This window comes from Muribacter muris, assembly GCF_001038205.1.
GTDB lineage: Bacteria > Pseudomonadota > Gammaproteobacteria > Enterobacterales > Pasteurellaceae > Muribacter > Muribacter muris.
In genome coordinates, this window is record NZ_JWIZ01000069.1 from 1 (window position 1) to 12,603 (window position 12,603).

Below are 12,603 nucleotides of genomic sequence, written 5' to 3' on the forward strand. Positions count from 1 at the left end.
AATGGCGTTTTAACCACAGTGAAATAAAAGTTCAATTTTCCATTTTAAAACAATTAGTAAAGCAGAATTTATTCTAGTTATCTAGTACAGCCCCTTTTAAAAAATAATAGTGGATGGTACGTTGGCATATCTCTACTACAAGCAGTAGGATTTTGAGAAAAATTTTCAAATGATAGAATTTTTTCAGATTACTTGACCTTAACCCTAGGTCAAGCTTTAACATTGCGCCATTCCATCTCAATAAAAATAAGGACATCTTATGAAATTACATAAATTCACCCGCTCATTGTTGCTTTTAAGTTTAGGGATAACCGCTTGTGCTCAAGCACAAACACTTTCTATGGAAGTGTGGAAAAGCCCGACTTGTGGCTGTTGTAATGAATGGATCAGCTATATGCAGAAAAACGGTTTTGAGATTAAAGTCAACGAAACAGGCAATTATGATGCTCATAAGCGCTTTAACATTAAAAATGAACACGCCTCTTGCCACACGGCAGTGATTGATGGCTATGTGATTGAAGGACATGTACCTGCTGAGGATATCAAACGTTTACTCGCAGAAAAACCCGATGCAGTTGGCTTGTCCGCACCTGGCATGCCGATTGGTTCACCAGGTATGGACGGTGAAGCATACGGCGGACGCAAAGATCCTTATGATGTTGTTTTAATTAAGCAAAACGGTGAAAGTGAAGTGTTCAAATCCTATAACCAATAGGGGGGGGAAGAATGAAACGTCGAGATTTTTTACGTTATGGAATTGGAATTAGCTTAGCCAGTAGCTCGCTTTATAGCCTTGCGAATATGATGAACCACGCACAACATGGCAATATGGCGATGATGCATTCAGTACCTACTGGCCTAATGCCAACTGAGGCAATGCCTTCAGGTTTATCGCTTAATGGGATATTGCCAAAACTTGCTAATCAATCGACTCAAGCAGGGCTATTCAAAGCCACTTTAAAAGCAGAGCCAATTAAAATTCGCCTCGCAGACAATAAAGAAACGGAATTTTGGGCTTATAACGGACAACTACCAGGGCCACAAATTGAAGTATTTGAAGGCGACACCGTAGAAATTGAATTTATCAATCACCTACCACAACCCTCAACAGTACATTGGCACGGCTTAGATGTACCAAATGAGGCGGATGGTAACCCGATGGATATGGTTGAACCGCAAGGGAAAAAAGTCTATCGCTTTACGCTACCTCAAGGCAGTGCTGGGACATATTGGTACCACCCTCATCCACATGACCATGTTTCCGAACAAGTCTATAAAGGCTTAGCAGGCACTTTCGTTGTTAAAGCGAAAAATGATCCGCTTGCACACCTTCCTGAACAACATTGGGTGATTTCCGATCTGCGTTTAAATGCCGATGGCACCATTCCAGCAAACACGATGTTAGATTGGATGAACGGTCGTGAGGGTGAATTTGTGTTAATCAACGGTCAATATCAGCCCCAGATTCAAGTGAAAACGAATGAACGAATCCGTCTTTGGAATGCCACTAGCGCTCGTTATTTTCGTTTAAACATTCCAGGGGTGAAATGGATTGTGGTGGGTACCGAAGGTGGTTTACTTGAAAAACCTCGCTCGCCTGTTGATGAACTGCTACTTACACCAGCCGAACGCGTTGAAGTGATTATGGTGGGTGAAACGCAAGGAACAGTCAATTTACAAAGCGGTTATTATGATCGCCGTAAGATGATGGTTCAAGAACAGCCTAAAGATCTCACTTTAGCCACAATTCAGGTGAAATCAGAACCTGTTCAGTTACCTGAAAGCTTAAGGTCCTTGCCTAACTGGGATGAGCCAAAGCAGGTTCGCCAAATTCGCTTTAGTGAAAAAATGATGAACCATACGAATATGCCAATGATGAATCACGGTACACATCACGCTACTACAACACCAACGGACAACCCTATTCCACCAATGATGAATGGTATGTTCTTAATCAACGGTCAAACCTTTGATATGAACCGTATTGATTTTGTTACCAAATTGAATGAAGTGGAACAGTGGGAAATCTTCAATGAAAGCCATATGGATCATCCATTCCATTTACACGGCACTCAATTTGAAGTAATTCAACATACGTTAAACGGTAAAACCTTTAAGCCAGAAGGCAGAGCGTTAAAAGATGTGGTTAATTTACGCCCTTATGAAAAAGTGATTATTCGCTTTAAGCAAGGACATACTGGGTTGAAAATGTACCATTGCCATATTTTAGAACATGAAAATCTCGGTATGATGGGGATGTTTAAAGTGGAATAGTGGTATCTAACTATAAAAATAGAGGGATTTTCGTGAAAATTTGTAAATTGCGAAAATCCCTCTGCTTGTCATTATTTATTCCAACGGTTTAACAACGCAACAAGTGAGAGCATCACAGGCACTTCAACCAATACACCGATAACAGTGGCTACATATGAACTTATTTAATAACCTATCTGGTAATTCACTTTCCGGTTATATAGATAATATTTTATGGTCTTGATGCTTTAATAAAAGTGAGTATTTTCTTCTCTTGGTTTTTTATGATTTATTTTTACAAAATTTAATTATTGATCTGCCCCCAAAAAGTTAGACTACGTTAATTCAAGGACTGAGTTCTGTATTGCACAGGGCTTAGCCCTTTTAGTCTCACTTGAATACGCTCGTGATTGTAATAATGAATATATTTGTGAATAGTTTGTTCGAGTTGCTCAAATGTTTCAAATCGTTTACCAAAATAACATTCCGTCTTCAATCGCCCGAAAAAGCTTTCCATCGCACTGTTATCCAAGCAATTTCCTTTTCTTGACATACTTTGCACGATGCCATTTTGTTTCAATATCGCCTGATAACCTGCCATCTGATATTGCCATCCTTGGTCGGAATGTAAAATCAGGCTTGCTCCTTGCGGGAGCTTTGCGACAGCTTGTTTCATCATTCGCATTATTTGCTCAAAGTTTGGGCTTTGGGCAAGGTCATAGGCGATAATTTCGCCATTAAATAAGTCCTTAATCGGCGAAAGATAAAGTTTGCCTTCCGCACATTTAAACTCGGTAATATCCGTGACGAGCTTTTCATTTGGAGCGTTTGTGTGAAAATCCTGTCGCAATAAATTCTCGGCAATTTTACCCACTTCGCCTTTGTAAGAACGATATTTTCTCTGCTTACATTTTCCTTTTAAATCAAGCTGTTGTATTATCGCTTGCACACGCTTATGGTTAATTGCACCGAACATTTTTCGCAATGCTAACGTAATACGACGATAGCCATAATTGCCGTCATTTTTGCGATAAATCTCAACAATTTCCTGCCTAATTGCCACATTTTTATCAATTTTAAGCTGTAAATGATAAAAGAATGAACAGCGTTTTAAACCTGTCAAATGGAGTAATATTTCCAAGGAAAAATTTACCCTCAACATTTTCATGATGGCTACTTTTTCCGCATTTTTGCTTGGTTGAGTTCCCGCAACTTTTTTAGGTAAGCATTCTCCGCTTCCAGTTCCAAAATCCGATAACGCAAGCGTTCTTCTTCGGTTTTGGGTGGGGGAGGCATTTTCGGGTATTTCGGTTTCATTGCTGGTCGTCCTTTCGGCTTTGGAAATAAGCCGTTTATACCTTGTTTTTCAAAGGCTTGCAACCACTGGCTAATCACCCCTGAATTAGCAATACCAAAATGCAGACAAGCACTTTCTGCAGAAAATTGCCCCTTTTTGACCGCTTGTATGACGGTTAATTTAAATTCTGGGGAATATTTTTGCTTCTTACCCAGTACGGCTAAACTATTGATTCCATTATAGTTATATTGCGAAATCCAACGGCGTAGCGTGGAGGCTTTAAGCTGAAATTGCTGGCGAGTGAGTGAGCAATTTTTCCCGTTTTGGAGAAAAAATGCGATCACTTCTTGTTTGAAAGATTGGTTGTATTTCGTCATAAAAAATCTGCACCTTAATCAGTTGGTTTTTAGTCCAACTTTTGGGGGGCAGATCAGACGCTCACTTTGTCGCCGATTTGAAATTCGCCAGCGTCATCGCCCACCGCCACGACCACGCCTGCCCCTGCATAACCCAAAGTCGCAGGGAACACAGAGTCAATCACATACGCCCCTTCCCGATACATCATCTCGGCACGGTTTAGTCCCAAAGCGTGCATTTGGATTTGCACTTCGCCCGATTTTGGGGCGGGGATTTGTACATCAACGATTTGCAGGACATCAGGCGAACCTGTTTTTGTAAATTGGATTTGTTTGCTCATTGTTTTGACCTATATTAAAAATGGGCGTATTTTAGCGTTTTAAAATAACAATAAGAATGGCGAAAAATGGGAAGTTGGTTTTTAAAAATGGAAAGATTGGGCGTTTTAGTCCGTCTGAAAAAAATGCCGTCTTAAAAAAGTGCGGTTGTTTTTCAGACTGGTTTGGTTGTCAAAAACTGTTTGAATAAAACAATGCCGTCTTAAAAAAGCATCAAAGATGTAGGGTGCAACTTGTTGCACCATTTTCCTGATGAAATATTGGGTTGGTGCAATGACGCACACTGCGAAACTGTTTGAAAAACACAATGCCGTCTGAAAAAGTATTAAAGACCTTTTCAGACGGCATAAAAAACACCGCTTTATCAAAAGCGGTGTTTTTGAGGTCGTTTTGTCATTGGAAGAAGCCTGCGGGGCTGTGGTCTACAACTTGCTTTTGCGCAGCCGCAGTGCGTTGCCGACCACGGATGCCGAGCTTAGGCTCATCGCCAGTGCGGCAATCATCGGCGAGAGCAGCCAGCCGGTAAAGGGGTACAGCACGCCGGCGGCAACGGGAACCCCCAGGCCGTTGTATAAGAAGGCAAATAACAGGTTTTCCTTCATATTGCGCACGGTGGCCTCAGACAATTTGCGTGCGGTGGCAATACCCCGCAAATCGCCTTTGACCAGCGTGATTTGCGCACTGCTCATTGCCACATCGGTGCCGGTACCCATTGCGATGCCGACATCGGCTTTGGCCAGTGCGGGGGCATCGTTGATGCCGTCGCCTGCCATTGCGACCACCCGCCCTTCGTTCTGAAGCCGCTCGATCAGTGCCAGTTTGTCGGCGGGCTTGACTTCGCCGTGCACTTCGTCGATGCCCAGTTTTGCGCCCACGGCGTTTGCCGTGGTCAATCCGTCGCCGGTTGCCATAATGATGCGCAGGCCGGCTGCTTTGAGCGAGGTCAATGCTTCGGGGGTGCTGTCTTTTACAGGATCGGAGACGGCAAGCAGTCCCGCAAGATGTCCGTCCGCAGCCAGATATATCACGCTGGCACCTTCACTGCGCAGGGATTCGGCCTGCTCGATCAGTGGTTCGACGCTAAGCCCGTTCTGCTGCATAAACGCCGTGTTGCCCAGTGCCAGCGCACGCCCTTCAACCACGCCGCTCACGCCGATGCCGCTGCCTGAATCAAACTGTTCGGGTTTGCTCAGCTTCAGCTGTTGTTCCCGTGCGGCCTGCACAATGGCGTCGGCCAGCGGGTGTTCGCTGCCCTGATCCAAGCTGGCGGCCAAACGCAGCACTTCTTCGGCGGAAAAGCCTGCTGCCGCAACGGCACGGTCAAAGGCGGGTCGGCCTTCGGTGAGTGTGCCGGTTTTATCAATCACCAAAGTGTCTACTCGCCGCAAGTTTTCGATAGCGGCGGCATCACGGAACAATATGCCCCTGCCTGCCCCGCGTCCTGTGGCGACCATCACCGACATCGGCGTGGCCAGTCCCAGTGCACAGGGGCAGGCGATAATCAAGACCGCAACGGCGTTGATCAACCCGAACACCCAAGACGGTTGCGGGCCGAACACGCCCCAGACAAAGAAAGTGGCAACGGCGACGGCGACAACCGCCAGTACGAAATAGCCTGCCACCCCGTCGGCCATACGCTGCATCGGTGCTTTGGAGCGCTGCGCCTGGGCCACCATCTGGACAATCTGCGAAAGCACGGTTTCCGAACCGATGCGCTCGGAGCGGATGACGAGCGCACCGCCGGTGTTGAGCGTGGCGCCGATGACTTTGTCGCCGGTGGCTTTGCGCACCGGCAGCGGCTCGCCGGTCAGCATCGATTCATCTACCGAGCTTGCGCCCTCAACCACCACGCCATCGACAGGCACTTTTTCGCCGGGGCGCACACGCAGAAGGTCGCCGATGTGGATGTGGCTGAGCGGCACATCTTCTTCAGCACCGCCCGGGCCGATACGCCGTGCGGTTTTGGGCGCCAGTCCGAGCAGGGTCTTGATTGCCGCCGAAGTCTGCGACCGGGCTTTGAGTTCGAGCATCTGGCCGAGCAAGGTCAGCGAGATGATGACGGCCGCCGCCTCAAAATACACGCCGACCCGCCCCATCGATACAAACGATGCCGGAAAGATGCCGGGTGCAGCGGTGGCAACAACGCTGTAAACGAAGGCTGCACCCGTTCCCAGTGCAATCAGCGTCCACATATTGGGACTACGGTTTGCCAGCGACTGCCAACCCCGTGAGAAAAACGGCAGCCCCGCCCACAGCACGATCGGCAGCGACAGCACCAGCTCTACCCAGCTTTGTGCGGCCATATCCATCAGGTTCAGACGCTCGCCGAACATCGCCAGCACCAGCACTGCCGCCGTCAGGGGCAGCGTGTACCAAAAGCGTCGGGAAAAATCACGCAGCTCCGGATTGTCGTCGTCCAATTCAGGCATCAGCGGCTCCAATGCCATACCGCAAAGAGGGCAGTTGCCGGGGCGGTCTTGCCGGATTTCCGGATGCATCGGGCAGGTGTAGCCCGAAGCAGCCGCTGCATCGGACGGTGTCTGCACAGGGCGGTGCTGTCCGTGTCCGTGTCGGCACTCGTGGTGTTTGGGCGGTTTGTGTGTTTCTTGCTTCATCACAATTTCTCCTGTTGGGTTCATAGGGTCATCACCGGTCGTTTACCGAAAAAGCAGGTACGGATTGGGCCGGTCAGAATGACGGTTTTTTCAGGCTGCCTGCAAATACCGATGCCGTCTGAAAAAGCAGAAGGTTCAGAACATCGCTTGCCGATGTGCCCGACAAGTCGGCATCATCATTTCCTTGGGGCTTGTTTTAAAGGCTGCCTGAAAACCCCAAATGCCGTCTGAAAAAGCCTTAAACCTGTTTTCAGACGACCTCAAAAGCACCGCTTTATCAAAAGCAGTGTTTTTGCCTTATTGCTCCTACTGTTTTAGCCAGTCTTGCATCAGCTTGATTTCAGGTTCTTGGGCTTTGATGATGTCTTGAGCGAGCTTTTTCATTTTTTCGTCTTTGCCGAACTGTAATTGCACTTTTGCCATCTCGACCGCCCCTTGATGATGCGGAATCATTGCTTTGGCAAAGGCAACATCAGGGTTTGGCTCATTGATTGCCGCCATCATCGCCTCGTGGTGCGCCTTGCCTGCGGCATAGGCCTTGGCGTGCGGGGCTTGCGGGTTTTGGGTTGCGGTGTCTTTACCCGCCAGCCAAGCGTTCATCAGGTCGATTTCACTTTGTTGTCCATCAATAATCGCTTGGGCAAGTTTTCTCATTGTTTCGTCTTTGCCAAATTCAAGCTGTACTTTTGCCATCTCAACTGCTCCGATATGGTGCGGAATCATACCTTTGGCAAAAGCGGTATCAGCATCGGCAAGATTGCCCGCTTTGCTCATCTCATCGCCCATCTTGTTCATCATTGCAAGATAGGCTTGGGTATGGGGCGGAGCATTTTGAGTATCCATCGCCATAGCAGAGTGGTTCATATTGGCGTGGTTCACCGCTGCGTGCCCGTTTTGGTTATTTGGGCAGTCGTGGGTGGTTTGGGTGTAGTTATTGTCGCACGCCATCGAGTGCGTCGGCACTTCGTTTTTGCCGTCGGCAAAAGCGGTTGAAGTCGCCAAAACAACAGCGGCAGCGACAAGATGTACGGCACGGTTTTTGATGAATGTCATTGGATTCTCCTTGTCAAAATGGGCATTGATAACATTGGGCAAATGACAGATTCGCCCAATGTCCATTTCACTATTTGGTTTTACGATTCACACGCACAGCCGTTGCAAGTGCAGTCATCACAAATGCAGGGCTTGCCGTTTTGGCATTGGCAGTCCGGACGGCAGTTTTGCCCCGTGCAAGACTGGCAGCCGCAATGGGCGTGTCGGTTTTGAACAAAATCAGCGTTCATAACAGTTTCTCCGAATGTTAAGTTAAAGTGGATTATCAAAACAAAGTGCTTTTAAGCGATTAAAAGCATTGCTTTTTTGTTTTGATGTGCGTATCATAAACCCTAACCTTGCGTTAGGGTCAAGAGTTATTTTTACTTGATAACATTTTTTTTACACACCACTCAATAAGGAGCAACAATGAACATCGGACAAGCGTCTAAATCTACACAACTTTCCGTCAAACAAATCCGTGATTATGAAAAAGCAGGCTTATTAATTAACCCATCACGCAGTGAAGCAGGTTATCGGATTTATAACTCCAATGACATCGCTCGGCTAAAATTCATCGCCAAAGCCCGCAGCGTCGGTTTTTCGCTTGCACAGATTGGCGAGCTTTTGGCACTGCAAGACAATCCACACCGCACAAGTGCTCAGGTCAAAACGCTCATCGCCAGTCATATTGATTTTTTATCCAATAAAATCAAAGAATTAAAATCAATGCAACACACCTTGCAAGCGTGGAGCGATGCCTGCGGGGGCGATGACAATCCCGACTGCCCCATCTTAAAAGGCTTGAGCGATTTTTAACCACCATCAAAGCAGATGAATGCCATAGCTTGATAACAGCCTTTTACGATGGCACTTGTGGGCTGGTTGTTTTTTCGGGTGTTTTTTGCAGGTTGGGTGGACGCACCAGTCGGCACAAGAATACATTGCCGGCATGATTTTGCTGGGCGTGGCACCGTGTACGGCAATGGTTTTTGTTTGGTCTCAACTGGTCAAAGGCGACCCCAATTACACGCTGGTGTAAGTGTACTTAAATGATGTGATTATGATTTTTGCCTTTAGCCCCAAAGCGTGCATTTGGATTTGCACTTCGCCCGATTTGGGGGCGGGGATTTGTACATCAACGATTTGCAGGACATCAGGCGAACCTGTTTTTGTAAATTGAATTTGTTTGGTCATTTTTTTACCTTATTTATGAAATGGAATGAGCGTATTTTAATGTATTGAAATTAGGATAAGAATAGCGAAAAATGGGAAGTGGGTTTTTGGATTTGGAAAGGTGGCTTCGGACAATTAAAAAACATTTCAATCATACTTGAAATATTGAAATTTCTTGTTATAATTACGCCTATGAATACGATACAAGCAAGCAAACTCTTTGAGAGCCTGTCTTCTCCGATAAGACTGGCGATTTTTCAACAACTTACCGCCGCAGGCAGTACTGGCATGATTGCTGGCGACTTGGCAAAACAGCTTAACCTTGCCCCGAATAATGTGTCTTTTCATCTAAAAAGCCTGTTGCATTCGGGGCTTGTGCGTGTGGTGCAGGAAGGACGGCACATGCGTTATTTTGCCGAGCTGGATTTGATGATGGCATTGACCCATTTTCTGACCCAAAACTGCTGTTCTCAAACAGGCGAATCTTGCCAGTGATTTTCAGGCAGCCTGAAAAATTATTGCCAAATATTTCTATATTTCTTGAAAGATTGGAGTAACTATGAACATTACCATTTATCACAACCCAAACTGCGGTACTTCACGCAATGTGCTGGCACTCATCCGCCACGCTGGTATTGAGCCACAAGTGATTGAATATTTGAAAAATCCGCCAAGTGAAACGACTTTGCGTAATTTAATCAAACGCATGGGCATCACGCCCCGCCAGTTACTTAGGACGAATGTAGTGCCGTATGAAACGCTTGGTTTGCAAAACGAAAAGTTAAGCGATGACGAACTCATTTCCGCCATGCTTCGTGAACCGATTTTAATCAATCGTCCGATTGTGGTGAGCGAAAAAGGCGTGAAATTATGCCGTCCGTCCGAAACAGTTTTGGCATTTTTACCGCCTTTTGCGATCCCGTTTGTCAAAGAAGACGGCGAAATTATTAATCATAAGGAGTAAATCATGGGGTTGTTTGAACGTTTTTTAAGCCTTTGGGTGGCGTTGGCGATTGTGCTGGGCGTGGTTTTGGGTGTTTGGTTGCCCAATGTATTTCAATGGGTTGCATCTTTGGAAGTGGCTCATGTGAATTTGCCTGTGGCGATACTGATTTGGCTGATGATTTATCCGATGATGATTCAGATTGATTGGTCGGCAATCAAAGACGTGGGCAAAAAACCAAAGGGCTTATTTTTAACCTTATTTATCAACTGGTTGGTCAAGCCGTTTACGATGGCGGTGTTCGGCTGGTTGTTTTTTCGGGTGTTTTTTGCAGGTTGGGTGGACGCACAGTCGGCACAAGAATACATTGCCGGCATGATTTTGCTGGGTGTGGCGCCTTGTACGGCAATGGTGTTTGTGTGGTCGCAACTGGTCAAAGGCGACCCCAATTACACTTTGGTGCAGGTTTCGGTCAATGATTTGATTATGATTGTGGCGTATGCTCCGATTGCAGGCGTATTGCTCGGCGTAAGCGACATAGAAATTCCGTGGAATACCTTGATTTTAAGCACGGTTTTGTATGTGCTGTTGCCCTTGCTGGCAGGCTGGCTTACCCGCTCTTATTTACAAAAATCGGGTAAATCGGTGGCACAATTTTCAGGCAGCCTAAAACCCTTTTCCGTGATGGGCTTGATTTTGACGGTGGTGTTGCTATTCGCCTTTCAAGCCCAAACCATTATTGCCAACCCTTTGATTATTCTGCTGATTGCTATTCCCCTGCTGGCACAGACTTACGGCATTTTTGCCTTGGCTCACGTTTTGGCAAAATGGCTCAAATTACCACACGAAATTTCCGCCCCTGCGTGCTTGATTGGCACGAGTAATTTTTTTGAATTGGCGGTGGCGGTGGCAATTTCTTTGTTCGGTTTGCATTCTGGGGCGGCATTGGCAACGGTGGTCGGTGTGCTGGTGGAAGTGCCTGTGATGCTCTCGCTGGTGTGGTGGATAAACCGAAAATCGCTGGGGAATAAAGGGGTGTAGGTTTTTCAGGCAGCCTGAAAGTTATTTTGCAAAATTTAAAAATAAAAACACCGCTTGAACATCAATCCAAACGGTGTTTTAAATTAACTGACTTTTAATTCCGCCCAAGCCCTTTTGATGATTTCTTGACTGGCTTGTAATGCCAAAAATGCCAAAACAAACGCCACAATTAAATCAGGATATTTTGATTGAAAAAAATAAACTGCCATACCCGCCAAAATTACCGCCACATTACCAATCGCATCGTTTCGGGAACACACCCACACACTGCGGACATTGCTGTCGCCATCACGAAATTTTAATAATATCAACAATGCCGACACATTGATCAATAACGCCAAAAATCCCACAATGCTCATTTCAGAATAACTGGGCATTTCCCCATAAAACACACGATAAATGGTTGTCATTAAAATAAATAAACCAAAACCGCCCATCGTTAGCCCCTTAACCATAGATGCTTTGGCTCGGTAACTTAACGCCATTGGCAAAACAATCAAACTTATCAAATAATTGGCACTGTCGCCCAAGAAATCCAAACTGTCCGACAACAGCGAAGTTGAACCTGATTTAACCCCCATCACAATTTCCACAAAAAACATTGATAAATTTAATATCAAGACAATCCACAAGGCTTTTTTGTACTTGGGCGATTGATGAATGGGCTGATTTGAACCACAACAATTTTGGCACGCCATTTTTTTTGCTCCTGTTTTAAGATGAAATTTGCTATACTATAAACTCCGTAGTCATTACAGGGTCAAGCCAAAATGTCAAAATTTTTTAAAATAAAACAAGCCAGTGAACAAACAGGCGTACATTTGGAAACCATTCGTTATTATGAAAAACAAGGCTTAATCGCCCCTACACATCAACAAAACGGCTATCGTGTGTTTGATGAAAATCAGTTAGAACAATTACTCTTTATTAAAACTTGCCGTAATATCGGTCTTTCTTTAAGTAACATCAAAACGCTGTTGCAATTACAACAAACGCCTAACAAACAATGCAATGAAATCAATGCACTTGCCGAGCAACATTTGGCATATTTGGACGAACAAATCACAGAACTACAACAAGTTAAAACTTTTCTAATGCAATTTGTGGGTTGTGAAAATAAAACGGTTGATAAGTGTCAGATTATTCAAGGTATTAAAGAAAAAGAATAGCGGAATATTTTTCAGGCAGCCTGAAACCTTTTTCCATTATGGGTTTGATTTTGACGGTGGTGTTGCTGTTTGCCTTTCAAACCCAAACCATTATTGCCAACCCTTTGATTATTCTGCTGATTGCCATTCCCTTGCTGGCACAGACTTACGGCATTTTTGCCTTGGCTCACGTTTTGGCAAAATAGCTCAAATTACCACACGAAATTTCCGCCCCTGCGTGCTTGTGTCAATGATCTTCCAAAATTAAACCACAAAGATCCTTTAAAAGTGATCCACTTTTATTATTTCTTAATTACGATGTTTAAATCGATAAGATTCATTACCCGTTTCTAAAATATGGCAATGGTGAATTAACCTATCTAAAAGTGCATTTGTCATTTTT

General features: G+C 45.4%; 16 protein-coding genes and 3 pseudogenes. 12 read left to right on the forward strand and 7 right to left on the reverse strand.

From position 1 onward, the window contains the following. The 3 genes and pseudogenes from RO21_RS12945 to RO21_RS09845 all read left to right on the forward strand — a co-directional run. Positions 1-77 (forward strand): annotated as a pseudogene (locus RO21_RS12945) (IS1595 family transposase); the annotation flags it as partial. Positions 78-259: 182 nt separating this feature from the next. Then, on the forward strand, positions 260-715 hold the full coding sequence (locus RO21_RS09840) for a DUF411 domain-containing protein (protein ID WP_047977616.1): 456 nt from the start codon (positions 260-262) through the stop codon (positions 713-715). Between the two features lie 11 nt (positions 716-726). Then, positions 727-2,274: a multicopper oxidase family protein gene (locus RO21_RS09845; protein WP_047977617.1), complete on the forward strand. Its 1,548-nt coding sequence runs from the start codon at positions 727-729 to the stop codon at positions 2,272-2,274. 319 nt (positions 2,275-2,593) lie between these two features. Here RO21_RS09845 and RO21_RS12620 read toward each other — a convergent pair. From RO21_RS12620 to RO21_RS09865, 3 genes are all read right to left on the reverse strand, one after another. Next, a protein-coding gene (locus RO21_RS12620; RefSeq protein ID WP_157019748.1) for an IS3 family transposase occupies positions 2,594-3,927 on the reverse strand; the annotation gives its coding sequence in 2 pieces (ribosomal slippage) (positions 2,594-3,474 and positions 3,474-3,927; 1,335 coding nt in all). Positions 3,928-3,980: 53 nt separating this feature from the next. Then, positions 3,981-4,247 carry an alcohol dehydrogenase catalytic domain-containing protein gene (locus tag RO21_RS09860; RefSeq protein ID WP_238327096.1) on the reverse strand — a complete coding sequence of 89 codons (267 nt, stop codon included), beginning with the start codon at positions 4,245-4,247 and terminating at the stop codon, positions 3,981-3,983. A 420-nt stretch (positions 4,248-4,667) separates the two neighbouring features. Further along, on the reverse strand, positions 4,668-6,884 hold the full coding sequence (locus tag RO21_RS09865; protein WP_479494811.1) for a copper-transporting P-type ATPase: 2,217 nt from the start codon (positions 6,882-6,884) through the stop codon (positions 4,668-4,670). A gap of 54 nt (positions 6,885-6,938) precedes the next feature. Here RO21_RS09865 and RO21_RS12950 point away from each other — a divergent pair, with 54 nt between their 5' ends. After that, on the forward strand, positions 6,939-7,091 hold the full coding sequence (locus RO21_RS12950) for a hypothetical protein (protein WP_157019751.1): 153 nt from the start codon (positions 6,939-6,941) through the stop codon (positions 7,089-7,091). 75 nt (positions 7,092-7,166) lie between these two features. Here the strand turns inward: RO21_RS12950 and copM are convergent, their stop codons facing one another. After that, positions 7,167-7,913 carry a CopM family metallochaperone gene (gene copM / locus RO21_RS09870; RefSeq protein WP_025342476.1) on the reverse strand — a complete coding sequence of 249 codons (747 nt, stop codon included), beginning with the start codon at positions 7,911-7,913 and terminating at the stop codon, positions 7,167-7,169. Positions 7,914-7,931: 18 nt separating this feature from the next. Here copM and RO21_RS13160 point away from each other — a divergent pair, with 18 nt between their 5' ends. From RO21_RS13160 to RO21_RS13660, 3 genes and pseudogenes are all read left to right on the forward strand, one after another. Further along, on the forward strand, positions 7,932-8,126 hold the full coding sequence (locus RO21_RS13160) for a hypothetical protein (RefSeq protein WP_009116473.1): 195 nt from the start codon (positions 7,932-7,934) through the stop codon (positions 8,124-8,126). Between the two features lie 195 nt (positions 8,127-8,321). Continuing rightward, positions 8,322-8,711: a Cu(I)-responsive transcriptional regulator gene (gene cueR / locus RO21_RS09875; protein ID WP_047977620.1), complete on the forward strand. Its 390-nt coding sequence runs from the start codon at positions 8,322-8,324 to the stop codon at positions 8,709-8,711. A 36-nt stretch (positions 8,712-8,747) separates the two neighbouring features. Next, positions 8,748-8,931, forward strand: a pseudogene (locus RO21_RS13660) (arsenic resistance protein); the annotation flags it as partial. Here the strand turns inward: RO21_RS13660 and RO21_RS12955 are convergent. Continuing rightward, positions 8,919-9,089, reverse strand: coding sequence for a hypothetical protein (locus RO21_RS12955; protein ID WP_220186751.1), 171 nt, complete (start codon positions 9,087-9,089; stop codon positions 8,919-8,921). The pseudogene RO21_RS13660 and the gene RO21_RS12955 sit on opposite strands and share 13 nt — an antisense overlap. A gap of 171 nt (positions 9,090-9,260) precedes the next feature. Here RO21_RS12955 and RO21_RS09880 point away from each other — a divergent pair, with 171 nt between their 5' ends. The 3 genes from RO21_RS09880 (at position 9,261) to arsB (ending at position 11,052) form a co-directional block, all read left to right on the forward strand. Further along, positions 9,261-9,563, forward strand: coding sequence for an ArsR/SmtB family transcription factor (locus RO21_RS09880; protein WP_014550505.1), 303 nt, complete (start codon positions 9,261-9,263; stop codon positions 9,561-9,563). 64 nt (positions 9,564-9,627) lie between these two features. Next, on the forward strand, positions 9,628-10,032 hold the full coding sequence (gene arsC / locus RO21_RS09885) for an arsenate reductase (glutaredoxin) (RefSeq protein ID WP_047977621.1): 405 nt from the start codon (positions 9,628-9,630) through the stop codon (positions 10,030-10,032). Between the two features lie 3 nt (positions 10,033-10,035). After that, positions 10,036-11,052, forward strand: coding sequence for an ACR3 family arsenite efflux transporter (gene arsB, locus RO21_RS09890; protein WP_047977622.1), 1,017 nt, complete (start codon positions 10,036-10,038; stop codon positions 11,050-11,052). Positions 11,053-11,135: 83 nt separating this feature from the next. Here arsB and RO21_RS09895 read toward each other — a convergent pair whose 3' ends face one another. Further along, positions 11,136-11,750, reverse strand: coding sequence for a cation diffusion facilitator family transporter (locus tag RO21_RS09895; RefSeq protein ID WP_010907412.1), 615 nt, complete (start codon positions 11,748-11,750; stop codon positions 11,136-11,138). 72 nt (positions 11,751-11,822) lie between these two features. Here RO21_RS09895 and RO21_RS09900 point away from each other — a divergent pair, with 72 nt between their 5' ends. Together RO21_RS09900 and RO21_RS13215 are read left to right on the forward strand one after the other, a co-directional pair. Then, complete coding sequence (locus tag RO21_RS09900; protein WP_047977623.1) at positions 11,823-12,221, forward strand: Cd(II)/Pb(II)-responsive transcriptional regulator; 399 nt, start codon at positions 11,823-11,825, stop codon at positions 12,219-12,221. Between the two features lie 14 nt (positions 12,222-12,235). Then, positions 12,236-12,403: pseudogene (locus tag RO21_RS13215) on the forward strand (arsenical-resistance protein); the annotation flags it as partial. A gap of 106 nt (positions 12,404-12,509) precedes the next feature. Here RO21_RS13215 and RO21_RS12960 read toward each other — a convergent pair. Further along, positions 12,510-12,603: ATP-binding protein (locus RO21_RS12960; RefSeq protein WP_241482488.1), on the reverse strand; the 94-nt coding region annotated here is incomplete at its 5' end.

Coding starts and splice junctions, on each gene's coding strand:
- RO21_RS09865 (WP_479494811.1), bottom strand. CDS start 6,884: ATGAACCCAACAGGAGAAATTGTGATGAAGCAAGAAACACACAAACCG.
- copM (WP_025342476.1), bottom strand. CDS start 7,913: ATGACATTCATCAAAAACCGTGCCGTACATCTTGTCGCTGCCGCTGTT.
- RO21_RS13160 (WP_009116473.1), top strand. CDS start 7,932: ATGGGCATTGATAACATTGGGCAAATGACAGATTCGCCCAATGTCCAT.
- RO21_RS09845 (WP_047977617.1), top strand. CDS start 727: ATGAAACGTCGAGATTTTTTACGTTATGGAATTGGAATTAGCTTAGCC.
- RO21_RS09900 (WP_047977623.1), top strand. CDS start 11,823: ATGTCAAAATTTTTTAAAATAAAACAAGCCAGTGAACAAACAGGCGTA.
- arsC (WP_047977621.1), top strand. CDS start 9,628: ATGAACATTACCATTTATCACAACCCAAACTGCGGTACTTCACGCAAT.
- RO21_RS09880 (WP_014550505.1), top strand. CDS start 9,261: ATGAATACGATACAAGCAAGCAAACTCTTTGAGAGCCTGTCTTCTCCG.
- arsB (WP_047977622.1), top strand. CDS start 10,036: ATGGGGTTGTTTGAACGTTTTTTAAGCCTTTGGGTGGCGTTGGCGATT.
- RO21_RS12950 (WP_157019751.1), top strand. CDS start 6,939: ATGACGGTTTTTTCAGGCTGCCTGCAAATACCGATGCCGTCTGAAAAA.
- cueR (WP_047977620.1), top strand. CDS start 8,322: ATGAACATCGGACAAGCGTCTAAATCTACACAACTTTCCGTCAAACAA.
- RO21_RS12955 (WP_220186751.1), bottom strand. CDS start 9,089: ATGACCAAACAAATTCAATTTACAAAAACAGGTTCGCCTGATGTCCTG.
- RO21_RS09860 (WP_238327096.1), bottom strand. CDS start 4,247: ATGAGCAAACAAATCCAATTTACAAAAACAGGTTCGCCTGATGTCCTG.
- RO21_RS09840 (WP_047977616.1), top strand. CDS start 260: ATGAAATTACATAAATTCACCCGCTCATTGTTGCTTTTAAGTTTAGGG.
- RO21_RS09895 (WP_010907412.1), bottom strand. CDS start 11,750: ATGGCGTGCCAAAATTGTTGTGGTTCAAATCAGCCCATTCATCAATCG.